Below are 26,367 nucleotides of genomic sequence, written 5' to 3' on the forward strand. Positions count from 1 at the left end.
CGGCGCGGACGATGGATCGTGAGCGATACAATGAGAAGGCCGGCGCATTCGCCGGCCTTTTCATTTGGAGATCGGAAAGGGAGAGCGGTCAGCGCTTGCCCCAGAGCACCTTGTAGCGGGCGTTGCGGCAGGTCTCGCCCCATTCCTTGAAGAGTTCCGGCATCACCGTCTCATAGGTCAGGCCGCGATTGGCAACGAGCATGAGGCGGCCGCCCTGCTTCAGGCTCTTGGCGGCCATGCGGATCATGGCGACGCCGAGCGAAGCCTCCGTGGCATGGCCGTCGTGGAAGGGCGGGTTCATGACGATGAGGTCGTAATGATCACGCGGCGCCTCGGCCGTCAGGTCGCTCCAGTAGAAGCGGGCCGGCATTTTCGGGGCGTTGGCAGCCATGTTGCGGCGCGCCGCTTCCAGCGCCTCGTGATGAGCTTCGAAGAGATCGATGCCCTTGGCGCCCGGCGCCGTCTTTGCCAGCATGACGGAGAGATAGCCCCAGCCAGCACCGAAATCGGCGGCGTGGCCAGCAAAATCGGTCGGGAAACGGCTGGCCAGAAGCTCCGATCCGGCATCGACGCGGTCGTGCGAGAACATGCCGGGCGCCGCCTCGAAGCGGTCTTCCACCATCGCAGCCCTGCCTTCGAAGGCGGCAAGAAGATCGGAGATGTCTTCTGGCCTCGCGAACCAGAGCACGATCGCATGGTATTTCGGCATGGAATCGGCCGGGATATTCATCTGCAGCAGACGCTTGCGCAGCGGCTGGATGCCATCCTCCTTGGCGCCGGCCACGACGATCAGGCCGCCGACCTCGGTGCGCTTCAGCGCTTCGGCCAGGCGGTTTTCATTTTCGCCCTTGTGCTTGCCGAGCAGGATGAGGCTTGCTGCATAGTCGTCGCCCTCGACAACGGGCGTCACCTCGACGCGCGCCGCCTCCAGAGCCCTGTAGAGCGGGCGTAGCGGCTGCACCGAGGCCATCGTCGCCTCGAAGCCTTCCGGCCGCCGGAAGCCGGCCTCGGCGCCGAGAAACAGCACCTTCTCTTCGGCGGCGGGCGGAGCCAGCGTTCCGTTTTCAAAAGGGTAAAACAGCGTCTTCAGTGCATCACGGGCCATGGTGTCATCCTGGGGGCAGATCGCGCCGTTTGAAGGTTTCAGACAAACCCATTGCGCGTGTCAAAACAAGAGATGTCGCGCTGATCTGCGACCGCGCGGGAAAGGCATATCGCGTTGGCGCGAGCCTCACGCAAAAAGGCGCGGGACCTCGTAAGGCCCCGCGCCCGTGATCAAAAGTGGCGCGCCGGCTTATTCAGCGGCGTCGTCAGCCTTCTTCTCGCCGACGATTTCCTTGCCGGTTGCCTGGTCGACGACCTTCATGGAGAGGCGAACCTTGCCACGCTCGTCGAAGCCCATCAGCTTGACCCAGACCTTGTCGCCTTCCTTGATGACGTCGGTCGTCTTGGAAACGCGCTCCTGGGCGAGCTGCGAGATGTGGACGAGACCGTCGCGCGGGCCGAAGAAATTGACGAAGGCGCCGAAGTCGGCGGTCTTGACGACCGTGCCTTCGTAGATCTGGCCGACTTCCGGTTCCGCGACGATGGAGTGGATCCACTTGCGGGCGGCTTCGATTTCTTTCGCGGAAGACGAGGCGATCTTGATCGTGCCGTCGTCCTCGATGTTGATCTTGGCGCCGGTCTTTTCGACGATTTCGCGGATGACCTTGCCGCCGGAGCCGATGACTTCGCGGATCTTGTCGACCGGGATGTTCATGACTTCGATGCGCGGTGCGAATTCGCCGAGCTGCGAGCGGCCCTCGGTGATGGCGTTGGCCATCTCGCCGAGGATGTGCTTGCGGCCGCCCTGGGCCTGGCCGAGCGCGACCTTCATGATCTCTTCGGTGATACCGGCGATCTTGATGTCCATCTGCAGCGAGGTGATGCCGTCGGCCGTGCCGGCGACCTTGAAGTCCATGTCGCCGAGGTGGTCTTCGTCACCGAGAATGTCGGAGAGAACGGCAAAGCGCTCGCCTTCGAGGATCAGGCCCATGGCGATACCGGCAACCGGCTTTGCGAGCGGAACGCCGGCATCCATGAGCGCCAGCGAGGTGCCGCAGACGGTGGCCATGGAGGACGAGCCGTTCGACTCGGTGATCTCGGAGACGACGCGCAGCGTGTAGGGGAACTGCTCCGCCGACGGCAGCATCGGGCGGATGGCGCGCCAGGCCAGCTTGCCGTGGCCGATTTCGCGGCGGCCCGGGGAGCCCATGCGGCCCGTTTCACCGACCGAGTAGGGCGGGAAGTTATAGTGCAGCAGGAAGCGTTCCTTGTACATGCCGGTCAGGCTGTCGACATACTGCTCGTCTTCGCCGGTGCCGAGCGTGGCAACGACGATCGCCTGGGTTTCGCCACGCGTGAAGAGGGCAGAACCGTGGGTGCGCGGCAGGATGCCGACTTCCGAGACGATCGGACGGACCGTTTCGAGGTCGCGGCCGTCGATGCGGCTCTTGGTGTCGAGGATGTTCCAGCGAACGATCTTGGCCTGCAGGTGCTTGAAGACGGCGCCGATGACTTCGGCGGTGTACTTCGGCTCAACACCTTCCGGGAAGAAGTGGGCCTTGACCTTGGCCTTGACGGCGTCGACGGCGGCGTAGCGCTCTGCCTTCTGCGTGTTCTTGTAGGCGGCGCGCAGCTCGGCTTCGAAATGCTGGAGCATCTCGCCTTCGAGAGCGGAATGATCTTCCGGCTCGAATTCGCGCGGCTCCTTGGCAGCCACTTCGGCGAGCTTGATGATCGCGTCGATCACCGGCTGGAAGCCCTTATGGCCGAACATGACGGCGCCGAGCATGGTGTCTTCGTTCAGTTCCTTGGCTTCGGACTCGACCATCAGCACGGCGTCCTGCGTGCCGGCGACGACGAGGTCGAGGGCCGACTCGTTCATCTCGTCGAGATGCGGGTTCAGCACGTATTCGCCGTTGATGTAACCAACGCGAGCGCCGCCGACGGGGCCCATGAAGGGGACGCCGGAGAGCGTCAGCGCTGCCGAGGCGGCAACCATCGACAGGACGTCCGGATCGTTTTCAAGGTCGTGCTGGACAACGGTGACGACGACCTGGGTGTCGTTCTTGTAGCCTTCCGGGAAAAGTGGGCGGATGGGGCGGTCGATGAGGCGGGAAACCAGCGTTTCCTTTTCCGACGGACGTCCTTCGCGCTTGAAGTAGCCACCCGGGATCTTGCCGGCGGCGTAGGTCTTTTCCTGGTAGTTGACGGTCAGCGGGAAGAAATCCTGGCCCGGCTTCGGCGCCTTGGCGGATACGACGGTCGCCAGAACGACGGTCTCGCCGTAGGTGGCGAGAACGGCGCCGTCAGCCTGGCGCGCGATCTTGCCGGTTTCCAGCTTGAGCGGGCGGCCTGCCCACTCGATTTCTACCGTATGGGTTTCGAACATGTCTTGTCCTTCGTAGCGGGCCTAGCCGGCGCGCAGGTCTTGCGCTTGTCCGACAGGCCCCTGTCGATGACGCATCACGGGCAAGACAGCGGGGCGCTTGCGGGGAAGTCTCCCCTCGCGGCATCCTTTGTCGGTCCCGGGCGGGGATGCGGGCGGGTAAGCGTCCTGCAATCCTGCCCCATGACGGGTCATCCGTTGGTCCGCAGCACCGGCCCATCCGGTCTGCTGGGTCCGCCCGCCCGCACCCTTGGAGGGCATCGGAGAGCAGAGGGCGAGCGCGGGAATGTCGCGCTCAGAAATGAAAGCCGGCGGGGAAGCCTCAAGGGGCCACCCCGCCGGAAGGAAGCTTAGCGACGGATGCCGAGCGAAGCGATGAGCTTCGTGTAACGGTCATCGTCCTTCTTCTTCAGGTAGTCGAGAAGCGAACGGCGGCTGGACACCAGCGCCAGGAGACCCCGGCGGGAATGGTTGTCCTTCTTGTGGCCCTTGAAGTGCTCCGTCAGGTTGTTGATGCGCTCCGTGAGGATGGCAACCTGGACTTCCGGGGAACCGGTGTCGCCTTCCGACGTGGCATATTCCTTGATGAGAGCGGCCTTGCGTTCTGCAGTGATCGACATCGTGTGTCCTTTCGATTTCGAGGAGTTTGGGTCGCCAGCAGCCGGGATGTCGTCCAGCAGCGGCCGTGAGGCAAAAGGTTCAGGGAACCTCAAGCTGGCGGTGCCTATAGACCATTCGCAGGCAAAAGGAAAGAGCGGCGGATTGGACGCGAGTGAGCCGATCGACGGACCCTGCGCCCGGGACGAAACGGCTCCCGCGTCAGCCCGGGCTCGGGCGGGGCTTCATCGGCGCGGACTTGAAGTCGGAAGGCTGGGCGCCGACGTCCGGCCTCTGCTCCGGCTCGGGTTCGGCGGTGATGTGGACCGGTGCCTTTCCCGCCGGGAGGCCCGGTGCACAATCCAGATAGGACGCGAAGACCCAGCCCGACAGGCCACCCGGTACGTCCACGTTCATCCAGAGCTTGCCACGGTCCATGCGCTGCGAGACAGGCGTGACCTTCACGCCGTTTTCGAGCGTGGCGACAATGTCCCCGTTCGGCCGGCTGCGGACGTTGAGCGGGGTGCTTGAAGGATCTGCGACCAGGCAGGTGTCGGGCAAAGCCGCCGCGTCTGCTGCGAACGCGGCGTCCGCCGTTATGTGCACCGGCGCTTTCCCCGCCGGAGTGCCCGAGGCGCAATCCAGGTAGGATGCGAAGACCCAGCCCGTCAAACCACCTGGTACCTCCACCCTCATCCAGAGCTTGCCGCGATCCATGCGCTGCGAAAACGGCAACACTCTCACCCCGTTGTCGAGCGTGGCGACAATGTCACCGTTCGGTCGGCTACGGACGTTGAGCGGGGTTCCCGAGGGATCGGCGACCAGGCAAACCGCGTCAGACGCTGCCATTCCAGACGCCGGGGCAGCCAACCATGCGGTGGTCAATGTTGCGGCCAGCCGGAGCGCAATGCCCACAGACACTGGATAGAAACAGGAAAACCACCTCATCAGCCTTCACTCCGCCGGTCGGCTCTCCGCACAGGATGCAACGGCAAAAGGCCCAATGCAACACGTCTGCGCCAGGCCTCAACTGCCCGCAAAAACGCGTTTCGGCCGAAACTCTCCCTCGGCGATCTCGCCGATGGCGACCAGCTTGCCGCGGGCCGTCGCATAGGCTTCCGGCTCGCTTGCCGGCGCATCGCGGCCGCGCAGGATGATGGGATTGCCCATGCGCAGGCGGTGGGCCTGGTCGTCGTTGACGGCGAGGTGGGGCAGGTCCGACAGGGCCTCGCCCGTGTCGATGAGGTATTCATCGAGGGCTGCGAGCCGCTCGGCGTCATCCTCGATCTTTTCCAGCGCGACGAGATCGGACAGCGGGACCATGTCCTCCTCGCCGAAGGGGGCGACGAAGGTGCGGCGCAGCGACGCGATATGGCCGTAGCAGCCGAGGTCGCGACCCATGTCGCGGGCGATCGAGCGAACATAGGTGCCCTTGCCGCATTCGATCTCGAAATGGGCAAGGTTCGGCGCCGCCCCGATCAGCGTCAGGCGGTGGACCTCCACCTCGCGGGCGGGAATGTCCACGGTCTCGCCTTCGCGGGCGAGGTCATAGGCGCGCTCGCCGTCGATCTTGATGGCGGAGAACTGCGGGGGAACCTGGCTGATGACGCCGGTATAGCGCGGCAGGAGGGCACGGATCGCCTCTTCCGTCGGGCGGTTGGCGGAGCTTTCCGTGACCGAACCTTCGAGATCGTCCGTCGAGCGCTCCTCGCCCCAGGCGACGGCGAATTCATAGACCTTGCGGCCATCCATGACATAGGGAACCGTCTTGGTGGCATCGCCGAGCGCGATCGGCAGCATGCCGGAGGCGAGCGGATCAAGCGTGCCGGCGTGGCCGGCCTTCTGGGCCTTGAAGAGCCACTTGATCTTGGAGACGGCTTCGGTGGAGCCGTAGTCGAGGGGCTTGTCGAGGATCAGCCAACCGGAAATCGGCCGGCCCTTCGGCTTGCGGGGCTTGGACATTCGTGTCTCTCGTTGATGATGGTTCTCGGCAGTCGCGGGCAGGAACCCAGCCTTACGCCTTGTCTTCGTCGTCGGTGTGGTCGAGGTCGCGGGCCACTTCGGGCGAGCGCAGCAGCTCGTCGATCTTCTGGTAATTGTCGAAGCTCGTATCGTCGCGGAAGCGCAGGTCCGGCATGTATTTCATCTGCCGCAGTTGCGGGCCAAGGCGGCCGCGGATGAATTTCGCATTGCGGTTCAGCGCCTCGATCACCTTCTCATGGTCCTTGACGCCGAGCGGCGAGACGAAGGCGGTCGCATGCTTGAGGTCCGGCGACATGCGCACTTCGGAAATGGCGATCACCGTCGTCTCGATGACGGAATCGCGCACCTCGCCGCGCTGGAGGACCTGGGTAATGGCGGCGCGCACCTGTTCGGCGACGCGCAGCATGCGCTGGGAGGGCGCGGAGGATGTGGCTTTGCTCATCTCTTCTTCCAATTCGCGGCCGCAATAAGGGCGCGCAACCTGTCTTGACTTAAGGAAATGTCATGGAGCCTGCATCGCAGGCGTGCACGGCGCGCTCATCACGCGATCCGGACACCATCATGAAAACGAACGACCGGCGGCAAAGCCGCCGGCGCGTCCGCCGTCTCTGGTATCACGGCATGCTGCCGGCCGGTATTGGACCGTTCCGGCTGCAGCCGCTTGCGTGACGATCTCAGAGCGTGCGCGTGATGTGTTCGACGCGGAAGCACTCGATCGTATCGCCGGCGCGGATGTCTTCGTAGTTCTCGAAGGCCATCCCGCATTCCTGGCCCATCGGCACTTCGGAGACTTCGTCCTTGAAGCGCTTGAGGGTCTTGAGCTTGCCTTCGTGGATGACGACGTTGTCGCGCACCAGGCGTACGCCTGCACCACGCTCGACCTTGCCTTCGATGACGCGGCAACCCGCGACCTTGCCGACCTTCGTGATGTTGAACACCTCGAGGATCTCGGCATTGCCGAGGAAGGTTTCGCGCCGCTCGGGCGACAGCAGGCCGGACATCGCCGCCTTCACGTCATCCACCAGATCGTAGATGATGTTGTAGTAGCGGATCTCGATGCCGCCACGCTCGGAAGCGGTGCGGGCCTGCGCGTTCGCACGCACGTTGAAGCCGATGATCGCGGCGTCGGAAGCCTCGGCGAGCGAGATATCCGATTCCGTGATGGCCCCGGCGCCCGAATGGACGATGCGGGCCTTGACCTCGTCGGTGCCGAGCTTGTCGAGGGCCGCGACGATCGCTTCCACCGAGCCCTGTACGTCGGCCTTGATGACCAGCGGGAACTCCTTGAAACCGGTGTTCTGGAGCTGGCTCATCATCTGTTCCAGCGAACCGCGCTGACCCGACTGGCGGGCAACCGCCTTGTCGCGAGCCAGGCGCTGGCGGTACTCGGAGATCTCGCGGGCGCGGCTTTCATTTTCGACGACAGCGAACTTGTCACCGGCTGCCGGCGTACCGGACAGGCCGAGGATTTCGACCGGCATGGCGGGGCCCGCTTCCTTGACGTGCTCGCCCTTGTCGTTGACGAGGGCGCGCACACGGCCCCACTGGTCGCCGGCAACGATGATCTGGCCGGGCTTCAGCGTACCCTTCTGGATCAGGACGGTGGCGACGGAGCCACGACCGCGATCGAGCTGGGCTTCGATGACGGTCCCTTCGGCAGTACGGGTCGGGTCGGCCTTGAGGTCGAGGATTTCGGCCTGCAGAAGCACAGCTTCGAGCAGCTTGTCGAGGTTGACCTTGTTCTTGGCCGACACTTCGACGTCGAGCACTTCACCGCCGAGCGATTCCACGAAGACTTCGTGCTGCAGCAGCTGCTGGCGTACCTTGTCCGGGTTTGCCTCGTGCTTGTCGATCTTGTTGATCGCCACGATGATCGGCACACCGGCCGCCTTGGCGTGGTTGATGGACTCGATCGTCTGCGGCATCACGCTGTCATCGGCCGCGACGACGAGGATCGCAATGTCCGTCGCCTGCGCACCACGGGCACGCATCGCTGTAAACGCGGCGTGACCGGGCGTGTCGATGAAGGTGATCTTCTGCCCGTTCTGCTCGACCTGGTAGGCCCCGATGTGCTGGGTGATGCCACCGGCTTCGCCCGAGACGACCGAGGTCTTGCGGATGGCGTCGAGCAGCGAGGTCTTGCCGTGGTCGACGTGACCCATGATGGTCACGACCGGCGGACGGGATACCAGTTCGCCTTCGTCGTCCTTGATATTGAAGATGCCTTCTTCAACGTCGGATTCGGAGACGCGCTTGACGGTGTGGCCGAATTCGGTCGCGATGATTTCGGCCAGGTCGGCGTCGATGACGTCGCCCGGCTTCATCATCTGGCCTTCCTTCATCAGGTACTTGATGACGTCAACGGCCCGTTCGGACATGCGCTGCGCCAGTTCCTGAATGGTGATGGTCTCCGGCAGAATGACTTCGCGCATGACCTTTTCGCGCGTTTCCTGCATCTGGCTGCGGCGGAACTTCTCCTGGCGGCGACGGGCAGCGGCCAGCGAACGACCACGCGAGGAGTTCTCGTCGTCCAGCGCGGCCGTCAGCGTCAGCTTGCCCTGGCGGCGACCTTCGTCGGTCTTCGGACGCACCGGCGCCTTGGCAGGCTCGGGACGCACGACCTTGCCGCGGAAAGCCGTTGCCGGACCCTTGCGCTCGTCATCCTGCTCCACATCGACCTTGCGGCCGCGCACAGGCGCACCCGGCACCGGCGCGGGGTCGGCGGGGGTTGCGACACGCGGGGCCGGACGGCCAGCGGCGTCGGGGCGGCGGGCACCGGCAGCGGCGGAACGCGGCTGCACGGCGGGCGTCGGAGCGGCCGCAGCGGGCTCTTCCTCGGCGACCGGCTCGGGCTCGACGACCTTCGGACGCGCAGCTTCTTCGGCGGCACGCTTTGCAGCTTCTTCCGCCTCGCGAACGCGGCGCTCTTCCTCTTCGCGGGCGCGGCGGGCTTCCTCGATGGCACGCAGGCGTGCATCTTCGGCGTCGCGGATCTGCGCTTCGGCAAGGGCCCGGCGGCGGGCGTCGACTTCTTCCGGCGACAACTGGTTCAGCACGACGCCGACACGCGGACGCGGCGGCGGAGCTTCCTCGCGGCGGTCCTGCGGCTGCTGGCGCACGGGGTGCTGCGGACGCGCCGGCTGCTGGGGCTGCTGCGCGGCGGGCCGCGGCTGCTCGACCGGGCGAGCGGGCGCTGCAGCAACGGGCGTGATCGGCTTTTCGTCTTCCGGGCGGTTCAAGCGCGGGCGCTTGCGTGTCTCGACCACGACAGCCTTGGTCCGGCCGCGGCCCATATCCTGGCGCACCGTCCCCTGCTGTACCCCGGACGGCTTCAGCGTCAGCGTCTTCTTGCCAGCCATGCCGAGGGTCTTGTCGTCTTTGTTATCCGTCATTCCGTTCCGTTCCTAGCGATCAGGCCCGGCCACGTCTGACCGATCCTGTCATGAATTCCTGTGCTCAATGGCGCGAATTTCCGGCATTGCGCCGGTGACCCACGTCATTGACGAGACTGGCCAGCGCCATCACGGGCCCGGACCGGGTCATTTCCACGGTACTTCTCGAGCATGATTGCGCGCTTCACTACACCTTCACCCGCCTGCCCTGCAAGCGCCACGGCATGGATAAAAGCATAAGTTCCGAAAAGCTGGTCCATTTCGACGCCGTCGAAGAGATGGAAGGCCGGGATTTCGGTTTCACCATCGGTCGCAAAGTGCATGGCCTTGCGTGCCTGATCTATCTTGCGGACCCCATCGGGTGCCGCGTCCGTCGAGTGGAAGACGGCAAGTGCCTCGAGGGCGCGCACCGCATTTTCCACCTTTGCCGCCCCGCTGACCAGTTGCCCGGCCTTTCGCGCGAGGTTCATCATGCCGGCGAGCTGGGCTTTCAGCAGGCGTTCCACGTCATCGGCAAGCGCCGGCTCCGCGATCACGTCTGCCTTCAGGGCCCGGGAAAAGAGCTTGCGCGCGACGGCCTTTTCGACCAGCGCGCGTTCGGCCTTGACCCAGCAGCCACGACCCGGCAGCTGGCGCTTCAGATCGGGAACGACCCGCCCGTCCGGCGATGCGACAAAGCGGATCAGATCGTCAGCCGATCCGCCTTCTCGCGTCACGATGCAGGTGCGATCGTTCACGTCTTCTCTCCGATGTCCGGCCGCGCGTTGCGTTGAGCGCTCGGCACCGGCCTCATCCGGCTCCCGAATGCCTTCGGGGGCCGGCTTTCCATCTTGTCCGCTCACGCGTCCTGTTCCGTACCTTCGACGGCTTCGGCCTCTTCGGCCTCACCTTCGACGTCGGCTTCGGCGGCAAGGTCCTCTTCCGTGATCCAGCCGGCCGCCAGACGGGCCTGCACGATCATCGCCTCGGCTTCGGCACGCGAGACCTCGAACTTCGAGAAGAGACCCTCGAAGCGCTTGGTTTCGCCGTCCTTGCGTTCCGTCCAGCCGACGAGATCGTCAGCGGCGCAGCCGGCAAAGTCCTCGACCGTCTTGATGCCATCCTCGCCGAGCGCCACCAGCATCTGGCCGGTCATGCCGTCGATGCCGCGCAATTCGTCGGCAACGCCGAGTTCGCGGCGCTTGGCGTCGAGTTCGGCTTCGAGCTTTTCCAGATATTCGCGGGCGCGGGTCTGGATTTCTGTTGCCGTGTCTTCATCGAAGCCGTCGATGGAGGCGATTTCGTCGAGATCGACATAGGCGAGTTCTTCCACCTGGGCGAAGCCTTCGGAGGCGAGAACCTGGCCGACCATTTCGTCGACGTCGAGCGCATCCATGAAGAGGTTGCTGCGCTCGTTGAATTCCTTCTGGCGACGCTCGGACTCTTCGGCCTCCGTGAGGATGTCGATGTCCCAGCCGGTCAGCTGCGAAGCGAGGCGCACGTTCTGGCCGCGACGGCCGATAGCCAGCGACAGCTGCTCGTCGGGAACGACCACTTCGATGCGCTCGGCATCCTCGTCCAGAACGACCTTGGCGACTTCCGCCGGCTGCAGGGCGTTGACGATGAAGGAGGCCGGATCCTGGCTCCACGGAATGATGTCGATCTTTTCGCCCTGAAGCTCGCCGACGACGGCCTGGACGCGCGAGCCGCGCATACCGACGCAGGCGCCGACCGGATCGATCGACGAGTCACGGCTGATCACGGCGATCTTGGCGCGCGAACCCGGATCACGGGCGACCGACTTGATCTCGATAATGCCGTCGTAGATTTCCGGCACTTCCATGGTGAAGAGCTTGACCATGAACTGCGGATGGGTGCGCGACAGGAAGATCTGCGGACCGCGCTGCTCGCGGCGAACGTCGTAGACATAGGCGCGGACGCGGTCGCCGTAGCGCATGTTCTCGCGCGGGATCATCTCGTCGCGGCGAATGATGCCTTCGCCGCGGCCGAGATCGACGATGACGTTGCCGTATTCGACGCGCTTGACCGTGCCGTTGACGATTTCGCCGACGCGATCCTTGAACTCGTCGAACTGACGGTCACGCTCGGCTTCGCGCACCTTCTGCACGATGACCTGCTTGGCCGACTGGGCCGCGATGCGGCCGAAATCCATCGGCGGCAGCGGATCGGCGATGAAGTCGCCTAGCTTGGCGTCGGGGTTGCGGTCGCGGGCCAGTTCCAGCGGGATCTGCGTGGAATAGTCCTCGGCCTTCTCGACCACTTCCAGCAGACGCTGGAGACGGATTTCGCCGGTCTTGGAGTTGATGTCGGCACGAATGTTCGATTCCGAACCGTAACGCGAGCGCGCCGCCTTCTGGATCGCATCCGCCATGGCGGCAAGAACGATTTCCCGGTCGATCACCTTTTCACGCGCCACCGCATCTGCAATCTGCAGAAGCTCCAGCCGGTTTGCACTGACTGCCATGTCTTTCCGTCTCCGTTATCCTGTCATCGCCCTTTGCCGGCTGCGCCGCCCGCGCCTGCCGGAAGGCCGGATCACTCTTCGCTGTCGTCGTCTTCGTCGTTCTGGTTGGCCGCCTGGGCGAGCTTCGCCTTCTTGTCGGCCGTCAGCGCGTCGCGGATCAGTTCGTCCGTGAGGATCAGCCGCGCATCGGCAAGCGCCGAGAAGGGGATCGTCACGATCGGCTCTTCGCCGTAGCCGAGTTGCTCGCGCTCCAGCGAGAAGCCGTTGTCGTCGGAGGCGACCAGCTTGCCGCGGAACCGCTTGCGGTTCTCCACCAGCACCGAAGTCTCGCACTTCAGGAGATGACCCTGCCAGCGCGCGAAATCCGAACGGCGCACCATGGGGCGATCGATGCCCGGCGACGAGATTTCCAGATGATACGCCTTATCGACGGGGTCCGCCACATCAAGAACCGGTGAGATGGCCTTGGAGACCTCTTCACAGTCCTCCACGGTCATGGTGCCGTCGTTGCGCTCGGTCATTACCTGCAGCGTCGCGCCGTTCTGCGAGCTCAGCCGCACGCGCACCAGGCGAAAGCCCATCTGCACGAGCGTCGGCTCGATGATTTCGGCAATGCGCCGGTCGAGCCCGGTCTCTTCGACCAGCCGCGGCTCGTTTGCGGTCTCAACCGTTTCTTCCAACGGTGCCACTCCTTCAAAAGGCGAGGCCAATAAAAAAGAGCGGGTCCCGAGGGGCCCACTCTTCATCTGGCGATCAAGAATTTGACTGTCATATACGCGCCTTTTGCCGGGATTGCAAGGTTTGGCCCCAATCGGTGGCAAGAGTGGGGTTTGGAGGGTTGTGCCGTGCCTGGAGCGCGCTACCTTCCCCCAAGTCCTGCCTGTCAAAAGCACATTCCCCAGCGACATGCCCAGCGGTTTCCATGAGCCAGCAACGATCCCTTCTCAGCCCCTTCCGGCACACCACCTTTCGCAACATCTGGGTGGCGAGCATCGCCTCCAATTTCGGCGGCCTGATCCAGTCGGTGGGCGCGGGCTGGATGATGGCGTCGATCTCCACATCGGCCGACATGGTGGCGCTGGTACAGACATCGACGACGCTGCCGATCATGATCTTCGCGCTCGCTGCCGGGGCGCTCGCCGACAGCTATGACCGGCGACGCATCATGCTTTCGGCGCAGGTCTTCATGCTGATCGTTTCCACGGCACTCGCCGTCGCGGCATGGTTCAACGTGCTGACGCCCTGGCTGCTGCTCGCCTTCACCTTCCTGATCGGCTGCGGCACGGCGCTGAACAACCCGTCCTGGCAGGCATCCGTGGGCGACATGGTCCCACGTGAGGATCTGGCAGCCGCCGTGACGCTGAACAGTATGGGCTTCAACATCACCCGAAGCCTTGGTCCGGCAATCGGCGGCGCCATCGTCGCGGCGGCGGGCGCGGCCGGCGCTTTCGCGGTCAACGCCGTCAGCTACGTCGCGATCCTCGCTGCCCTCATCGGCTGGAAACGACCGGCGGAACAGCGGACATTGCCGCGTGAAAACTTCGCCCGCGCCATCGGCGCCGGCATCCGCTATGTCGACATGTCGCCGAACATCGGCAAGGTCATGCTGCGCGGCTTCGCCTTCGGCTTTTCCGCGAGCGCGATCCTCGCGCTTCTCCCGCTGGTGGCGCGCGATCATGTACAGGGCGGGCCGCTGACCTATGGCCTGCTGCTCGGCTGCTTCGGCGCCGGCGCCATCGGCGGGGCCATGACCAGTAGCCGGTTGCGCGAAAAATTGACGAGCGAATGGATCGTCCGCCTCTCCTTCGTCGGCTTCTTCATCGCGGCAATGGTGACCGCCATCAGCACCAGCGCGACGATCACCGGCGCCGTGCTTCTCCTTGCCGGGGCGAGCTGGGTCTGGGCGCTCTCACTCTTCAACACCACGGTCCAGCTCTCCACTCCACGCTGGGTGGTGGGGCGGGCGCTCTCCATCTATCAGGCCACCACGTTCGGCGGCATGGCGGCCGGCAGCTGGATCTGGGGCGAGATCGCCGATGCGCAGGACGTCTCGGTCTCGCTGGTGATTGCCGCCTTCGCGATGATCGCCGGGGCCGCACTCGGCCTTCGCTATGCGCTACCGGAATTCAAGGCGCTGAACCTTGATCCTCTCAACCAGTTCAACGAACCGAACCTGCCGCTCGACCTGAAGTCCCGCAGCGGCCCGATCGTCGTGATGATCGACTACGAGATCGCCGAGACCGACATTCCGGACTTCCTGGACGCCATGACCGAGCGCCGCCGCATCCGCATCCGCGATGGCGCGGGGCAATGGGCCCTGATGCGTGATCTGGAAAAGCCGGCCATCTGGACCGAGACCTACCACGTGCCGACCTGGGTCGAATATGTACGCCACAACATGCGTCGAACGAAAGCCGACGCGGAAAACGGTCAGCGCCTGCGTGCTCTCCATTCAGGCGCAGAGCCACCGCGCGTGCACCGGATGATCGAGCGACAGACGATCATTCCGCATGATTACGAACGCTACAAGCAGCAGATGGAGATGCATTAAGGGCCGAAAGGCCCCTTATCGGATGCGGCCCTTGAGGCTCTCGGAAGGATAGCAGGTCGACGGAAGGCCGTTTTTCGCCTGCCAGTCGCCGATGGCGCGGCGGGTCTTGTAGCCGGGCAGGCCATCGCTGCCGCCGACATCGTAGCCCTTCTTTTCGAGCGCCTTCTGCATGGACGCCACATCGGATCTCAGGAGCGAACCGACATTGCCCCAGGCGCCACGAAAGGCGCCGCCGCCCGAGCCGATGCGGTCTGCAAGGTTGCCGATGAAGAGCGCGTAGAGGTCGGAATTGTTGTATTCCTTGATGACATAAAAATTCGGCGTCACCACGAATTCCGGCCCGCTGCGGCCGGCTGGCACCAGCATCATGCCCTTGGCCTTGAGCTCGCCCGACGGGAAGCCTTTGCCGGAAACGCGCTGGATTCCCGTTGCCGCCCACTCGGCAATCGGGCGGGCGAGATCGGGCCCTTCCTGCGCGCAGGAGACGGAAGCCGGGATCGTCACCTCGAAGCCCCAGTCGCGGCCATTCTGCCAGCCCTTCTTCGACAGGTAATTGGCAATGGAGGCCAGCGCATCCGGCGTCGAATTCCAGATATCCCGCCGGCCGTCGCCATCGAAATCGACGGCATATTGCAGGAAACTCGAGGGCAAAAACTGCGGCTGGCCCATGGCGCCGGCCCAGGAGCCGCGCATGTCTTCCTCGCGCACATCGCCGCTTTCGAGAATGTGCAGCGCGGCGATCAGTTCTCGGCGGAACAGCTCCGGCCGCGTCGACATGAAGGCCTTGGTGGCGAGAACGTCCACGACGTTATGCGGGATCTTCGCGCGTCCATAGCCGGATTCGCGACCCCAGATGGCGAGGATCACGGGACTTGGCACGCCATAGGTTCTCTCGATGCGCTTCAGCACGCCGGCATTGGCCTGCGCCAGTGATCGACCGGTGGCGGCGAGGCCCTGCAGCCGCTTTTCGGAGAAATAGGCGCCGGGCGAGGAGAATTCCGCCTGGCTCTGCTTGCGGTCCTTTTGTGGCTTTGAACCCGGCGGCACGAGGTCCGGCAGGTCCCAGTTGATGCGGATTTGCGCGGCGGCCGCCTCGAAGGTCTTTTGCGAGATGCCGGATGCCTTGGCTTCCGGCCAGACATCGCTTTGCAGCCAGGCGCGGAACTGCTTTTCCACGTTCTCGCGCGACTGGGCGGCGGCCGTGACCGGCAGCGCTATGGTCGCCAGCAGGGCGACTGCACCCGCGAGGCGGGCAAGACGGGTGCGGATGGACGTCATCATCGGGGCATGTCCTCAAACAGCAGTGCGGGCGCGCAGCGCGGCGGTCAACGTTCCCTCGTCGAGATAGTCGAGCTCGCCGCCGACGGGAACGCCATGGGCGAGCCGCGTGATCTTCACCTCGAAGCCTTCGAGACGGTCGGTGATGTAATGGGCCGTCGCCTGTCCCTCGACCGTCGCGTTGACGGCGATGATCAACTCGCGCACCGTGCCGCCTGCAACCCGGTCGACGAGACCGCGAATGTTGAGATCGTCAGGACCGACACCGTCCAGCGGCGAAAGCGTGCCACCGAGCACGTGGTAGGCTGCGCTCATGGCGCCGGCGCGCTCCAGCGCCCAGAGGTCGGCGACATCCTCGACGACGATGATCACGGAGGCGTCGCGGCGCGGATCGGTGCAGACGGTGCAGGGATCGACGGTATCGACATTGCCACAGCAGGAGCAGATGCGCACCTTGTCATAGGCTTCGCCCATGGCGCCGGCGAGCGGACCCAGCAGTTGCTCCTTCTTCTTGATGAGATGCAGCGCCGCCCGGCGCGCCGAGCGCGGCCCGAGGCCCGGCACCTTCGCCAGAAGCTGGATGAGTTTTTCGATTTCGGGGCCAGTGACTCGTTTTGCCATGGGGCGGGTTTTACCTGATAAGGTGGGGCGAAGGAATCGCCTGCTGGAGCACACCCATGAAAATCCTCGCCGTCTGCATCGGGCAGGCCCGCAAGCTGCCCGGCAAGAGCTACAAGACCGGGATCGCCAAGGCACCGGTGACGGGTCCTGTCATGCTGGACAGCGAAGGGCTCGTCGGCGATGCGATCATCAACCGCAAGCACCATGGCGGGCCCGAACAGGCCGTCTATATCGAAGGCGGGGAGACGCTTGCGTGGTGGGCGCAGGAACTCGGGCGTGCGCTGGAGCCCGGCACCTTCGGCGAAAACCTCGTCATCTCAGGCCTCGACAACCGCGACGTGGCGATCGGCGACCGCTTCACCATCGGCGATGTCATCCTGGAGGCAACGTCGGCACGCAGTCCCTGCGCCACCTTTGCCGCCCATATGGACGATCCGATGATGGTGAAGCGCTACCTGAAGGCCGAGCGTCCCGGCATCTACACCCGTGTGATTTCGGGCGGCATGCTGGAAGCGGGACAGAACGTCACCTACGCGCCCTTCGCTGGCGAGCGTATCGGCATGGCGGAGTTCATGGACGACTACGGCCGCATTCCGCAGGAGAAGTTTGCCCGCTATCTGGCAACGCCGGTGAATGCGAAGATCAGGGCGAAGATTTCGTGAGGGGTGACCGCTGCGGGAAAATCTCTCGCCGTCGGCGTTCCCTGTCCATCATGGTCGGGCTAGACCCGACCATCCACGCCGCAACCTCGGAATGGATCCTCGGGTCAAGCCCGAGGATGACGGAGGAGGCAGAGCACTGCTTGCAAACAGGAAGGCGCTAAAGCCTTCTCTCCCACCCCCTCAGAACGGGAACTTCATGCCCGGCGGGATGGGCAGGCCGGCGGTGAGTTCGCGGGTCTTTTCGGCAGTGACTGCCTCGGCCTTGTCCTTGGCATCCTTGTGGGCGGCCACGATCAGGTCTTCGAGGATTTCGACCTCGTCTTCCTTGAAGAGGCTGGGATCGATCTTGAGGCTCTTCAGGTTGCCCTTGCCGTCAATACGCAGGGTGACGAGGCCACCGCCGGCCGCGCCGTCGATTTCGATGGCGGCGATTTCCGCCTGCATCTTCTCCATCTTGGCCTGCATTTCCTTGACTTTACCCATCATGCCCATGAGGTCGCGCATGTCGTCATCCCTTCTGTGAAATCTCGAAACCGGTAATATGTGGCCGGCTAAAAGTCGATATCGTCGCCAGGCAGAATATCGCCTTCGGCGCTTTCGGCGGCGGCCGGCAGGCGCACATCGTCGCCGTCGACGTCAGTCTCCGCTTCGCTGCGCTTGATGCGCACGTCGGTGATCTTCGCTCCGGGGAACCTCGCGAGAATGGCCGCCACATCCGGATCCTGCCGGGCGTCGCTGACGCGCTTTTCCTGCGCTTGGTTTTCCTGTTCGGCAGGCGTCGCCTCCCCCGCCTCGCGGCTGACGATGACCATCCAGCGGATGCCGGTCCAGTCCTCCAGCCGCTTCTGCAACTCGCCGACAAAAGTCTTCGGGGCATCTTCGGCGAGATTGAGTTCAAGGCGGCCGGGCTCGATCCGCACGAGGCGCAGATAGTTGCGCGTCAGCGTCTTCATGCGGATGTCGCGGTTGCGGGCGCAGAGCTCGACGATATCAGCCGCCGAGGTGACAGGAACCGACGGCTGCGGCTTTGCCGCCTGGCGCGGCGCGGCCTCGGCGCGGGCCTCGCCGACGCTGACGAGCGTCGGACGACCGCCCTCGCCCGCGGCCATCATGGACGGCGCGCCGGAGGGACTGCGGTCGGCGGATGTCATCGTGCTGGCGCGTGCCGTCGCGCTCTGCCCGACCGTTATGGCAGAAGCGCCGCCGCCCGACGGACGCGCGCCGCCGTTTCCGGCCGGGGAGGCGCCGGCCTCGATCTCCAGCAGGCGCCGCACCGCATCTTCGGGTGCCGGCAGATTGGCTGCGTGGGCAAGGCGAATGAGGACCATTTCGGCCGCGCCGGCCGGGCGTGAGGCATTTTCCGTTTCGGGAATGCCCTTCAGCAGCATCTGCCACATGCGCGAGAGCGCGCTGACCGGAACGGTAGCGGCAAACTCGGCGCCGCGGCGGCGCTCGACTTCGCTGAGGGAAGGGTCTTCCGCCGCGTCCGCCACGAATTTCATGCGGGTGACGAGATGGGTGAAATCGGCAAGGTCGGTCAGCACGACGTTCGGCGTGGCACCCGCCTCGTATTGCGCGGCAAATTCGCCGAGGGCCGCGGCGACATCGCCCTTCGCGACGTGTTCAAAGAGATCGACGATGCGGGCGCGGTCAGCAAGGCCCAGCATGGCGCGCACCGTTAGCGCCTCCACCTTGCCATTGCCGTGAGCAATCGCCTGGTCGAGCAGCGACAGGCCGTCACGGGCCGAGCCTTCCGCCGCACGGGCGACCATGGCGAGCGCTTCGGCTTCCGCCGGCACGCCTTCCTTTTCGAGGATCGTCGTGAAGAGGCCGACGAGATCGGAGGCCGAGATGCGGCGCAGGTCGAAGCGCTGGCAGCGCGACAGCACCGTGATCGGAACCTTACGGATTTCGGTGGTGGCGAAGATGAATTTCACATGCTCCGGCGGCTCTTCGAGCGTCTTCAACAGGCCGTTGAAGGCCTGCGTCGAGAGCATGTGCACTTCGTCGATGATGTAGACCTTGTAGCGCGCCGAGACCGGGCGGTAGCGAACCTGCTCGATGATCTCCCTGATATCGTCGATACCCGTGTGGGAGGCGGCGTCCATCTCGATCACGTCGACATGGCGGCCTTCCATGATGGCCTGACAGTGCTCGCCGGGCACGCGAAGGTCGATGGTCGGGCGGTCGATTTCGGCGGTCTTGTAGTTCAGGGCGCGGGCCAGAATACGGGCCGTCGTCGTCTTCCCGACGCCGCGAACGCCGGTCAGCATATAGGCCTGCGCGATGCGGCCGGTTTCGAAAGCGTTGGTAAGGGTGCGGACCATCGGCTCCTGGCCGACCATGAGGTCCGAGAAATCCTTGGGGCGATATTTGCGCGCCAGAACGCGATAGCCGCTTTGCCGCGTCTGCGTCGCCAACGCTGCGTCCTGGGGTGCGTCTTCGCTCATCGCCCCTGCCGAATCCATGCCGAATGGCTGCTTTTCAACTGTCCCGCGACAGGACGGGAACGGGTGGGAGGCTGGCACGGCGACCCGTGCCGGAGCTCGTTGGGGCTGCTTCCTTCCGGACCTGACCCGGTTGGCGAGTGGCTCGTCCACCACCAACCTCCCGCGCTCCATATCGGCAATCTCGCGGGCAAATGCAAGCCGAGCCTTGAAAAAACTGCGAAGGCGCGCGAAGCAGTTTCATGCCATGACCATGCGGGGAAGCGATGGACACTTTCACACTGGACGATCGCCTTGCCACCGACAGCGTGCCCGTTGCCATGCTGTCGCTGTGTGAGCTGCGGCTGATGCGCGACGGGCGCTGGCCCTGGCTGCTGCTGGTGCCGCGCCGCGCCGGACTATCGGAGATCTTCGACCTCACCGCTGAGGATCAGGCCCTTATTGCTGTGGAGACCGCCCGGGTCGCCACGCTTTTGAAGGACCTGACCGGCGCGACGAAGATCAACATCGGCGCGCTGGGCAACATCATTCGCCAGCTCCATATTCATGTCATCGCGCGCAGCGAGGGTGATCCCGCCTGGCCGGGCCCCGTCTGGGGGTTCGGCACGCCGGAGCATCGTGACGCTGCCGCCCTCGAAACGTTGAAGACCCACTTTCTGGAGCGGCTATGAGCGCACCTCTTTCCATCTTCGACCGGCAGAACCCGCATCTGGAGCCCAGCACGCTGGTTGCCTTTGCGGAAAACAATCTCGACCGCCAGTCCGAGCACCGCGCCGAGGACTGCCTCGAAAAGGCATTCGCCACGCCCGGCGCCCATGTCTTCGCCTTCGCCGGCGGGCGGCTGGTGGTGAAGCACGACGAGAAGATCGTCGACCCGCTGTTTGCGCCCTACGAGCTTGCCGATCTCAAGCCCGATCTCGATGAGGCCATCCTGCTCGGCTTCCTGCCGAACGGCGAGCCGCGCCTTGCCGTGCCCGTCGGGCTGACGGAGGAGGACCTGCCGAAGGATTTCAAGCTGACGGACGGGCGCACGGTCTATCGCCAGCAGATGCTGCCGGAAGACGTGCTCGGCCAGTTCGCGCAGGCCTCCAGCCTGATCAGCTGGGCGGCGGCGAACCGGTTCTGTGGCAAGTGCGGCGGGCAGATGGAGCCGAAGGGCGGCGGCTATCGCCGGTCGTGCCCCGCCTGCGGCAATCTTTCGTTTCCGCGCACCGACCCGGTCGTCATCATGCTGACGGTCGATCTCGAACGGGACCTCTGCCTGCTCGGCCGCGGCCATCATTTTCCGGAGGGCATGTATTCCTGTCTCGCCGGCTTCCTGGAGCCGGGCGAGACCATCGAAAATGCCGTGCGCCGTGAAACGCTGGAGGAATCCGGCATTCACATCGGACGAGTGCGCTATCATGCCTCGCAACCCTGGCCGATGCCGCACAGCTTGATGATCGGCTGCTATGCGGAGGCAAAAAACACCGAGATCAAGCGCGACGAGCAGGAACTCGAGGATTGCCGCTGGTTCACGCGCGAGGAGACCGCGGCCATGCTGGAGCGCGTCACCGGCGTTGCCGGGGCAGAAGGTCACACCGTTCCGCCGCCCAAGGGCGCCATCGCCCACCGGCTGATGCGCGACTGGCTGGACTGGGGCCGGACGGGGTGAGGGCGTTGATCCGGCCATGACGCGCTCCGAGCGGCTTCTCGCGCTGATCCAGGTCCTGCGCCGGCATCGCATGCCGGTTAGCGGGCGTGCGCTCGCCGAGGAAACCGGCGTCAGCCTGCGCACGCTCTATCGCGACATTTCAAGCCTTCAGGCGCAGGGCGCGCCGATCGAGGGCGAGGCCGGCATCGGCTATGTGCTGCGCCCTGGTTTCCTCCTGCCGCCGATGATGTTTTCCGTCGAGGAGATCGAGGCGCTGGTACTCGGCTCTCGCTGGGTGGCGCGGCGGGCGGATGCTTCGCTGTCAGTTGCGGCCGAGGAAGCGCTTTCGAAAATCGCTGCCGTCCTGCCGGCGGCGCTGCGCGAGGAGCTCGACGGCTCCACCCTCCTCGTCGGTCCGCCACGCGCGCGTCAGGATCGGATCGACATCGGCCTGTTCCGCGCCGCGATCCGCAACGAGCAGAAGGTGCGGCTTTCCTATGAGGATCTGTCGGGCCGGCGCTCGGAGCGCATCATCTGGCCCTTTGCGCTCGGCTTTTTCGAGGAAGTGCGCGTGGTGGCCGGCTGGTGCGAGCTGCGGCAGGAACTCCGGCATTTTCGCGCCGACCGCATGCTGGAAGCCGTCAATACAGGCGAGCGCTATCCAAGGCGGCGACAGGTTCTGTTGAAGGAATGGCGGGACGAGCGAGCCCGCATCGACGACAAGACTGCTGACGGAAACTGACACTGGCTCGGCCTAGACCAGGGATCCCAACCAAGGAGACCCTGACATGACACCGAACCTGATGATCCTCTATGTCGCCGACACCGTCGCCAGCGCTGCCTTTTACGCCGATCTCTTTGGCCAGCCGGCCCGCGCGCTTTCGCCCGGCTATGCGGCCTTTAATTTCGACAACGGCCTGTCGCTCGGCCTGCTTTCCAAGGCATCGACGGCGCTGATCCATCCGCATGGCGACGACGCGACCGAAATCGCCTTCATGGTGGCGGGAGATGCGGCCGTGGAGGCTTGCTACCGAGACTGGCAGGACAAGGGCCTGACCTTCGTCCAGCCGCTGACCCGCTTCGAATTCGGCCCGACCTTCGTCGCGCTCGATCCAGATGGTCACCGCCTGCGGGTCTGCCTCATCGACGAGTGAAGGGCGGCCTTCCAGAAACGCAAAAGGCCGGCAAAGCCGGCCAGGAGCGTCTCAGTCCTCTAAACGCCTAGCGCTGCCAACCGGCGGCGCAGGCATTGTATCAGCGGCCGTATACGGCACTGCGGATCTGCGAGCGGGAGATGCCGATGTCGGCCAGCTCGTGGTCGCTGAGGCGGTTCAGTTCGCGGACAGCGCGGCGCTGGGCGACAAATTCATTGATCTTGGTACGGAAGTTCATGGCCGTTTCCTCTTTCTATCTTGTATGGCCGGAACATAGCCGAACTGCCCAAAAATCAGCAGCGCGATGATTGCAAATTAGGCATGCATTTGCAGCGTACCGGGTTAATGACGAACGCCAAAAAGGCCGCGATCCTTAAGGGTTGCGGCCTTTTTGCGATTGATCGAAAAAGAGACTGGGCGCTACCGGCGCCTAAAAATTGCTCACAGCGTTCCGCGCATCGGATGGGCGGGATAGGCGCCGAGAATGCGGACCTTTTCGGAGAAGAATTTCAGTTCCTCCAGCGCCCGGCGCACATTGGCGTCATCCGGGTGCCCCTCGATATCGGCATAGAACTGGGTGGCGATGAACTTGCCACCGATCTGGTAGCTTTCGAGCTTCGTCATGTTGATCCCGTTCGTCGCAAAGCCGCCGAGCGCCTTGTAGAGGGCGGCCGGGATGTTGCGGACATTGAAGACGAAGGTGGTGACGATGCGGTCGTCGTCGCGTTTGCGCTCGATGACGCTTTCCTTGCGCGAGAGAACAACGAATCGCGTGACGTTGCTTTCGAGATCCTCGACATTTTCCTCGATGATCTCGAGACCGTAGAGGTCGGCCGCAAGGCGCGGGGCGAGCGCGGCCATGCTGCGGTCACCGGTCTCGGCGACCAGCTTTGCGGCGCCCGCCGTATCGCCGGCGATCACCGGCTTCCAGCCATTGGCGCGCACGATCTTCCGGCACTGGCCGAGCGCGTGGATGTGGCTGTGGACGGTGCGTACCTCTTCGTGGCGCACGCCCGGCAGGACCATGAGTTGGAAGCGGATCGGCATGAAATATTCGCCGATGATATGCAGGCGCGATTCCGGCAGGAGGTGATGGATATCGGCGACGCGTCCGGCGATCGTGTTCTCGATCGGGATCATCGCAATATCGGCCTCGCCATTCTCCACCGCCAGGAAGGCATCCTCGAAGGTCTGGCAGGGCAGCGGCTCCATCTGCGGAAACATGTCGCGGCTCGCCATGTCGGAGTTGGCGCCGAATTCGCCCTGGAAGGCGATCCTGTTGGTCTTGGCTGTCATGGCGGTGGCCTGCTTGTCAGAGGGGCATGGGTGAAGGGAAAAGCCGAAGGCGGGACCGATCAGGCCCGGGCGGTGAGGATGCGGCGCGCCTTTTCGAGGTCCGCCGGCGTATCGACCCCGAGCGGAACGGCGGTGACGATCTCCACGTCGATGCGCATTCCCGCTTCCAGCGCCCGCAACTGCTCCAGCGATTCCCGCTTTTCGAGTGCGGAGGGGGCGAGCGAAACGAAGCGCTCCAGCGCGGCGCGGCGATAGGCGTAAAGACCGATGTGATGGTAGAGCGGCCCCTTGCCATGGGGGGCGGTGGCGCGGGTGAAATAGAGGGCGCGAAGGCGGGCGTCCGAAAGGGGCGCGCCGACCACCTTCACGACATTCGGATTGGTCTTCTCCTCCTCGTCGTCGATCTCGACCGTCAGCGTGGCGATATCGACGTCGGCGACCGCGAAGGGACGCATCACCGCGCGGATCGTCTCCGGCTCGATGGTGGGCAGATCGCCCTGCACATTGATGACGAAGTCGACACGGTGCTCGGGATCAACGGCCTCGAGCGCCTCGAAGATGCGATCGGAGCCGGACTGGTGGTCGGCGCGGGTCATGACGACCTCGAAGCCGGCGGATTTTACGGCATCGAACACGGCAGGATCATCGACCGCCACCACGACGCGGCCCATCTTCGCCTCGGCGGCACGACGGGCGACCTGCACAATCATCGGGGCACCGCAGATATCGGCGAGCGGCTTGCCAGGCAGGCGTGTCGAGGCCATTCGCGCGGGAATGAGCACAAGGGTCTTGTCGTTGTCAGATTGCGGCATGGACAGGCCTTTAAAATCCGGGCAGAAGTGGCAATTGGTCTCAACAGGGAGGGCGCCATTCCTGTTGCAACAAGGAGCCAAAAGACATAGGTTCCGCGCGAATTCAAGATGGGCCGCGTGTTTGCGCCGGGCGGCTGGGAAGGGAGCTTTTTGAGATGAACTCTTATGTGAACATGGGCTTGGGGGCCTTTTTGGGAACGGTCTTCGTGCTGATGTCCGTGTCCATCGCCTCGGAAGGCCTTTTCCATTCGCCGGCGCCGGAAAAGCCGGGGTACGCGATCATTGCCGAGGAAGCGCCGGCTGCCGGTGAAGCGGCCAGCGGCGAAGCTGCGGAAGTCGCGATCGGCCCGCTCCTGGCATCTGCCGATGCCGCAGCCGGCGAGACTGTGTTCAAGAAGTGCGCGAGCTGTCATGACATCAGCAAGGGGGGGCCGAACAAGGTCGGTCCAAACCTTTATGGCGTCGTCAACCGCCCGATCGCCTCGCATGAGGGCTTTTCATATTCGGCCGGCATGAAGACCTTCTCCGAAGGTGGCAAGGTCGTCTGGGACTACGACCACCTCAGCTATTTCATCGAGGCGCCGAAGAAGCACGTTCCGGGCACCGCCATGGGCTTTGCCGGTATCAAGAAGCCGGATGAGCGCGCCAATCTGATCGCCTACATGCGCAACCAGGCCGACACGCCCGCTCCCCTGCCGGATGCGTCCGCCGCAAGCACCGAGCCCGCCGCAGGCGCTGAAGCCCCGGCTGCAACCGAACAGGCCCCGGCGACCACGCAACAGGCTCCCGCTGCAACCGAACAGGCCCCCGCAACCACGGAACAGGCTCCGGCTACCGAAGGTCAGGCTCCGGCTACGCAGCCGTAAACGATCCATCTTATCGGACGTCTCTCATGCACCCGGCCTTGCGGCCGGGTGTTTTCGTTTAGGCGACCGGTGTCTTCAAAGCAAAAAATAGGCCCAAGCCGACACGCTGACGACACCGAATGCGGTTGTGAGCGTGATGGTGGACGAGGCGAGGCCGTGGCCGACATTGAAGTGATTGGCGATCAGCCAGGCATTGACGCCCGTTGGCACCGCCGCTGTGAGAACCAGCGCCTGCGTCCAGGCTGCATCAATGCCGAGCATCCGGCAGGCGACGAGCACCACGGCCGGAAAGACGGCGAGCTTCAGAAGGCTTGTCGCGGCAGAAAGGCCGATATTGCCGCGGATACCGTAGCGGTCGAGCGCCATGCCGATCGAAATCAGCGCGGCCGGCGCGGCCATTCCGGCCAACTGGTCGACAACCGACTTTAACGGCACCGGCATGCCGAGCCCCAGTTGCTGGACGATTGCCCCGCAGAGGAGGCCAATGACCAGCGGGTTCTTCACCAGATTGCGGGCGATATCCGCAAGAATTGCGACGATCGGTCTTGGTGACGCACCGGTTACCTTGCGGTCGGCACGCTCCATCAGGATGGTGCCGGCAATCATCATCACCGGCAGATGCACGGAAAGCAGGATGGAGACGGCCACGATACCATGCTCCCCCACAACACGCGATACCAGCGGCAGACCGATGAAAACCGTGTTGGCAAAGGCCGAAGAGACGCCGGCGAGAACGCCGATACGGGCATCACGGCCGAAACCGAGCGTGGCGATAAGATTGCCGAGCGTCCATGTCACGAAGACGCCGAAGAAATAGGCGGCCCACAGGCGCCAGGGCGAGCCATCGGAGAAATCGGCCTCCGCGATCGTGCGGAACAGCAGCACCGGAACCGCAACGCGAAACACGAAATCACCAAGCGCCTGCCCCACCGTCTCCGGCAGGTAGCGAAACCGGACGATCAGCCAGCCCGTAAGGATCAGCACGAAGAGAGGGACGACGTTGAGGAAGATGAGCGACATGAACGGACCTGCAGCTTTGCGATGCAGCAGCCTTACCGGATAAGCTCCCGCGAGTGAAACACCGATGGCCGCGGCGACTGCGCGGATTTCCGTGATAAGAGCGCAAGCTCATCGTTCCGGCTCCGCCAAGCCCCTTTCCCTTGGCGAGAATTCCGTTAAGA

26 protein-coding genes and 1 other RNA gene are annotated in these 26,367 nt (G+C 64.4%); 8 read left to right on the plus strand and 19 right to left on the minus strand.

Annotation, left to right across the window (positions count from 1 at the left end; genetic code table 11):
• Positions 1–88 precede the first annotated feature (88 nt).
• The 6 genes from F3H41_RS11560 to rbfA form a co-directional block, all read right to left on the minus strand.
• Positions 89–1,105 carry a class I SAM-dependent methyltransferase gene (locus F3H41_RS11560; RefSeq protein ID WP_149738828.1) on the minus strand — a complete coding sequence of 339 codons (1,017 nt, stop codon included), beginning with the start codon at positions 1,103–1,105 and terminating at the stop codon, positions 89–91.
• A 189-nt stretch (positions 1,106–1,294) separates the two neighbouring features.
• Positions 1,295–3,433, minus strand: a complete 2,139-nt coding sequence (pnp, locus tag F3H41_RS11565; RefSeq protein ID WP_149738829.1) for a polyribonucleotide nucleotidyltransferase — start codon at positions 3,431–3,433, stop codon at positions 1,295–1,297.
• Between the two features lie 347 nt (positions 3,434–3,780).
• Entirely contained in the window at positions 3,781–4,050 is a 270-nt protein-coding gene (gene rpsO / locus F3H41_RS11570; protein WP_149738830.1) for a 30S ribosomal protein S15, read from the minus strand.
• 199 nt (positions 4,051–4,249) lie between these two features.
• Positions 4,250–4,876, minus strand: a complete 627-nt coding sequence (locus F3H41_RS11575; RefSeq protein ID WP_210246657.1) for an SH3 domain-containing protein — start codon at positions 4,874–4,876, stop codon at positions 4,250–4,252.
• Between the two features lie 177 nt (positions 4,877–5,053).
• Positions 5,054–5,989: a tRNA pseudouridine(55) synthase TruB gene (gene truB / locus F3H41_RS11585; protein WP_149738831.1), complete on the minus strand. Its 936-nt coding sequence runs from the start codon at positions 5,987–5,989 to the stop codon at positions 5,054–5,056.
• A gap of 52 nt (positions 5,990–6,041) precedes the next feature.
• Positions 6,042–6,452: a 30S ribosome-binding factor RbfA gene (gene rbfA, locus F3H41_RS11590; protein ID WP_149738832.1), complete on the minus strand. Its 411-nt coding sequence runs from the start codon at positions 6,450–6,452 to the stop codon at positions 6,042–6,044.
• Positions 6,453–6,514: 62 nt separating this feature from the next.
• Here rbfA and F3H41_RS21275 point away from each other — a divergent pair, with 62 nt between their 5' ends.
• Complete coding sequence (locus tag F3H41_RS21275) at positions 6,515–6,679, plus strand: hypothetical protein (protein WP_188129435.1); 165 nt, start codon at positions 6,515–6,517, stop codon at positions 6,677–6,679.
• Positions 6,680–6,684: 5 nt separating this feature from the next.
• Here F3H41_RS21275 and infB read toward each other — a convergent pair whose 3' ends face one another.
• From infB to rimP, 4 genes are all read right to left on the minus strand, one after another.
• Positions 6,685–9,402 (minus strand): translation initiation factor IF-2, encoded by a 2,718-nt coding sequence (gene infB, locus F3H41_RS11595; RefSeq protein ID WP_149738833.1) that lies wholly within the window; start codon positions 9,400–9,402, stop codon positions 6,685–6,687.
• A gap of 104 nt (positions 9,403–9,506) precedes the next feature.
• Positions 9,507–10,208: an RNA-binding protein gene (locus F3H41_RS11600; RefSeq protein ID WP_149738934.1), complete on the minus strand. Its 702-nt coding sequence runs from the start codon at positions 10,206–10,208 to the stop codon at positions 9,507–9,509.
• 32 nt (positions 10,209–10,240) lie between these two features.
• On the minus strand, positions 10,241–11,866 hold the full coding sequence (gene nusA / locus F3H41_RS11605) for a transcription termination factor NusA (RefSeq protein WP_149738834.1): 1,626 nt from the start codon (positions 11,864–11,866) through the stop codon (positions 10,241–10,243).
• A 71-nt stretch (positions 11,867–11,937) separates the two neighbouring features.
• On the minus strand, positions 11,938–12,546 hold the full coding sequence (gene rimP / locus F3H41_RS11610) for a ribosome maturation factor RimP (RefSeq protein ID WP_244616170.1): 609 nt from the start codon (positions 12,544–12,546) through the stop codon (positions 11,938–11,940).
• A 242-nt stretch (positions 12,547–12,788) separates the two neighbouring features.
• Between rimP and F3H41_RS11615 the strand changes: the two genes are divergently transcribed.
• Positions 12,789–14,417 (plus strand): MFS transporter, encoded by a 1,629-nt coding sequence (locus F3H41_RS11615; RefSeq protein ID WP_149738835.1) that lies wholly within the window; start codon positions 12,789–12,791, stop codon positions 14,415–14,417.
• A 15-nt stretch (positions 14,418–14,432) separates the two neighbouring features.
• Here F3H41_RS11615 and F3H41_RS11620 read toward each other — a convergent pair whose 3' ends face one another.
• The gene (locus F3H41_RS11620) at positions 14,433–15,698 is read right to left on the minus strand and encodes a lytic murein transglycosylase (protein ID WP_244616171.1); all 1,266 of its coding nucleotides are present in this window, start codon (positions 15,696–15,698) and stop codon (positions 14,433–14,435) included.
• Positions 15,699–15,710: 12 nt separating this feature from the next.
• On the minus strand, positions 15,711–16,316 hold the full coding sequence (gene recR / locus F3H41_RS11625; protein ID WP_149738836.1) for a recombination mediator RecR: 606 nt from the start codon (positions 16,314–16,316) through the stop codon (positions 15,711–15,713).
• 56 nt (positions 16,317–16,372) lie between these two features.
• On the opposite strand from recR, the gene F3H41_RS11630 reads away from it, so the two are divergent.
• Positions 16,373–16,978 (plus strand): MOSC domain-containing protein, encoded by a 606-nt coding sequence (locus tag F3H41_RS11630; RefSeq protein WP_149738837.1) that lies wholly within the window; start codon positions 16,373–16,375, stop codon positions 16,976–16,978.
• A gap of 180 nt (positions 16,979–17,158) precedes the next feature.
• Here F3H41_RS11630 and F3H41_RS11635 read toward each other — a convergent pair whose 3' ends face one another.
• The 3 genes from F3H41_RS11635 to ffs form a co-directional block, all read right to left on the minus strand.
• Positions 17,159–17,482: a YbaB/EbfC family nucleoid-associated protein gene (locus F3H41_RS11635; RefSeq protein ID WP_149738838.1), complete on the minus strand. Its 324-nt coding sequence runs from the start codon at positions 17,480–17,482 to the stop codon at positions 17,159–17,161.
• Between the two features lie 47 nt (positions 17,483–17,529).
• Positions 17,530–19,428 (minus strand): DNA polymerase III subunit gamma/tau, encoded by a 1,899-nt coding sequence (locus F3H41_RS11640; protein WP_149738839.1) that lies wholly within the window; start codon positions 19,426–19,428, stop codon positions 17,530–17,532.
• Positions 19,429–19,491: 63 nt separating this feature from the next.
• An RNA gene (gene ffs / locus F3H41_RS11645) (signal recognition particle sRNA small type) lies at positions 19,492–19,589 on the minus strand.
• A gap of 102 nt (positions 19,590–19,691) precedes the next feature.
• On the opposite strand from ffs, the gene F3H41_RS11650 reads away from it, so the two are divergent.
• From F3H41_RS11650 to F3H41_RS11665, 4 genes are read left to right on the plus strand one after another with little or no spacing between them, the layout of a single operon-like run.
• Entirely contained in the window at positions 19,692–20,096 is a 405-nt protein-coding gene (locus F3H41_RS11650; protein ID WP_149738840.1) for an HIT family protein, read from the plus strand.
• Positions 20,093–21,079 carry an NAD(+) diphosphatase gene (gene nudC, locus F3H41_RS11655; protein ID WP_149738841.1) on the plus strand — a complete coding sequence of 329 codons (987 nt, stop codon included), beginning with the start codon at positions 20,093–20,095 and terminating at the stop codon, positions 21,077–21,079. Before F3H41_RS11650 ends, nudC begins: the two co-directional genes overlap by 4 nt.
• Positions 21,080–21,095: 16 nt before the next feature.
• Entirely contained in the window at positions 21,096–21,800 is a 705-nt protein-coding gene (locus F3H41_RS11660; protein WP_149738842.1) for a YafY family protein, read from the plus strand.
• A 46-nt stretch (positions 21,801–21,846) separates the two neighbouring features.
• Positions 21,847–22,212 (plus strand): VOC family protein, encoded by a 366-nt coding sequence (locus F3H41_RS11665; protein WP_149738843.1) that lies wholly within the window; start codon positions 21,847–21,849, stop codon positions 22,210–22,212.
• Between the two features lie 100 nt (positions 22,213–22,312).
• Here F3H41_RS11665 and F3H41_RS11670 read toward each other — a convergent pair whose 3' ends face one another.
• The 3 genes from F3H41_RS11670 to F3H41_RS11680 form a co-directional block, all read right to left on the minus strand.
• Positions 22,313–22,450: a DUF1127 domain-containing protein gene (locus F3H41_RS11670; RefSeq protein ID WP_149738844.1), complete on the minus strand. Its 138-nt coding sequence runs from the start codon at positions 22,448–22,450 to the stop codon at positions 22,313–22,315.
• Positions 22,451–22,653: 203 nt separating this feature from the next.
• Positions 22,654–23,508: a prephenate dehydratase gene (locus tag F3H41_RS11675; protein ID WP_149738845.1), complete on the minus strand. Its 855-nt coding sequence runs from the start codon at positions 23,506–23,508 to the stop codon at positions 22,654–22,656.
• 59 nt (positions 23,509–23,567) lie between these two features.
• Positions 23,568–24,320: a 3-deoxy-manno-octulosonate cytidylyltransferase gene (locus F3H41_RS11680; RefSeq protein WP_149738846.1), complete on the minus strand. Its 753-nt coding sequence runs from the start codon at positions 24,318–24,320 to the stop codon at positions 23,568–23,570.
• A 155-nt stretch (positions 24,321–24,475) separates the two neighbouring features.
• On the opposite strand from F3H41_RS11680, the gene F3H41_RS11685 reads away from it, so the two are divergent.
• Positions 24,476–25,186 (plus strand): cytochrome c family protein, encoded by a 711-nt coding sequence (locus F3H41_RS11685; RefSeq protein ID WP_149738847.1) that lies wholly within the window; start codon positions 24,476–24,478, stop codon positions 25,184–25,186.
• A 75-nt stretch (positions 25,187–25,261) separates the two neighbouring features.
• Here the strand turns inward: F3H41_RS11685 and F3H41_RS11690 are convergent, their stop codons facing one another.
• On the minus strand, positions 25,262–26,206 hold the full coding sequence (locus F3H41_RS11690; RefSeq protein ID WP_149738848.1) for an AEC family transporter: 945 nt from the start codon (positions 26,204–26,206) through the stop codon (positions 25,262–25,264).
• Between the last annotated feature and the right edge of the window lie 161 nt (positions 26,207–26,367).

Source organism: Rhizobium sp. RU20A (assembly GCF_900155885.1).
Classification (GTDB): domain Bacteria; phylum Pseudomonadota; class Alphaproteobacteria; order Rhizobiales; family Rhizobiaceae; genus RU20A.

Excerpts from the sequence above, each read along its gene's own strand:
- rbfA (WP_149738832.1), bottom strand. The coding sequence starts at position 6,452 with ATGAGCAAAGCCACATCCTCCGCGCCCTCCCAGCGCATGCTGCGCGTC.
- truB (WP_149738831.1), bottom strand. The coding sequence starts at position 5,989 with ATGTCCAAGCCCCGCAAGCCGAAGGGCCGGCCGATTTCCGGTTGGCTG.
- F3H41_RS11635 (WP_149738838.1), bottom strand. The coding sequence starts at position 17,482 with ATGCGCGACCTCATGGGCATGATGGGTAAAGTCAAGGAAATGCAGGCC.
- nusA (WP_149738834.1), bottom strand. The coding sequence starts at position 11,866 with ATGGCAGTCAGTGCAAACCGGCTGGAGCTTCTGCAGATTGCAGATGCG.
- rpsO (WP_149738830.1), bottom strand. The coding sequence starts at position 4,050 with ATGTCGATCACTGCAGAACGCAAGGCCGCTCTCATCAAGGAATATGCC.
- F3H41_RS11660 (WP_149738842.1), top strand. The coding sequence starts at position 21,096 with ATGACGCGCTCCGAGCGGCTTCTCGCGCTGATCCAGGTCCTGCGCCGG.
- pnp (WP_149738829.1), bottom strand. The coding sequence starts at position 3,433 with ATGTTCGAAACCCATACGGTAGAAATCGAGTGGGCAGGCCGCCCGCTC.
- F3H41_RS11690 (WP_149738848.1), bottom strand. The coding sequence starts at position 26,206 with ATGTCGCTCATCTTCCTCAACGTCGTCCCTCTCTTCGTGCTGATCCTT.
- F3H41_RS11575 (WP_210246657.1), bottom strand. The coding sequence starts at position 4,876 with ATGGCAGCGTCTGACGCGGTTTGCCTGGTCGCCGATCCCTCGGGAACC.
- F3H41_RS11685 (WP_149738847.1), top strand. The coding sequence starts at position 24,476 with ATGAACTCTTATGTGAACATGGGCTTGGGGGCCTTTTTGGGAACGGTC.
- F3H41_RS11640 (WP_149738839.1), bottom strand. The coding sequence starts at position 19,428 with ATGAGCGAAGACGCACCCCAGGACGCAGCGTTGGCGACGCAGACGCGG.
- recR (WP_149738836.1), bottom strand. The coding sequence starts at position 16,316 with ATGGCAAAACGAGTCACTGGCCCCGAAATCGAAAAACTCATCCAGCTT.
- F3H41_RS11560 (WP_149738828.1), bottom strand. The coding sequence starts at position 1,105 with ATGGCCCGTGATGCACTGAAGACGCTGTTTTACCCTTTTGAAAACGGA.
- F3H41_RS11615 (WP_149738835.1), top strand. The coding sequence starts at position 12,789 with ATGAGCCAGCAACGATCCCTTCTCAGCCCCTTCCGGCACACCACCTTT.
- F3H41_RS11620 (WP_244616171.1), bottom strand. The coding sequence starts at position 15,698 with ATGATGACGTCCATCCGCACCCGTCTTGCCCGCCTCGCGGGTGCAGTC.
- F3H41_RS11630 (WP_149738837.1), top strand. The coding sequence starts at position 16,373 with ATGAAAATCCTCGCCGTCTGCATCGGGCAGGCCCGCAAGCTGCCCGGC.
- F3H41_RS11680 (WP_149738846.1), bottom strand. The coding sequence starts at position 24,320 with ATGCCGCAATCTGACAACGACAAGACCCTTGTGCTCATTCCCGCGCGA.
- infB (WP_149738833.1), bottom strand. The coding sequence starts at position 9,402 with ATGACGGATAACAAAGACGACAAGACCCTCGGCATGGCTGGCAAGAAG.
- F3H41_RS11670 (WP_149738844.1), bottom strand. The coding sequence starts at position 22,450 with ATGAACTTCCGTACCAAGATCAATGAATTTGTCGCCCAGCGCCGCGCT.
- F3H41_RS21275 (WP_188129435.1), top strand. The coding sequence starts at position 6,515 with ATGGAGCCTGCATCGCAGGCGTGCACGGCGCGCTCATCACGCGATCCG.
- F3H41_RS11665 (WP_149738843.1), top strand. The coding sequence starts at position 21,847 with ATGACACCGAACCTGATGATCCTCTATGTCGCCGACACCGTCGCCAGC.
- F3H41_RS11650 (WP_149738840.1), top strand. The coding sequence starts at position 19,692 with ATGGACACTTTCACACTGGACGATCGCCTTGCCACCGACAGCGTGCCC.
- F3H41_RS11675 (WP_149738845.1), bottom strand. The coding sequence starts at position 23,508 with ATGACAGCCAAGACCAACAGGATCGCCTTCCAGGGCGAATTCGGCGCC.
- nudC (WP_149738841.1), top strand. The coding sequence starts at position 20,093 with ATGAGCGCACCTCTTTCCATCTTCGACCGGCAGAACCCGCATCTGGAG.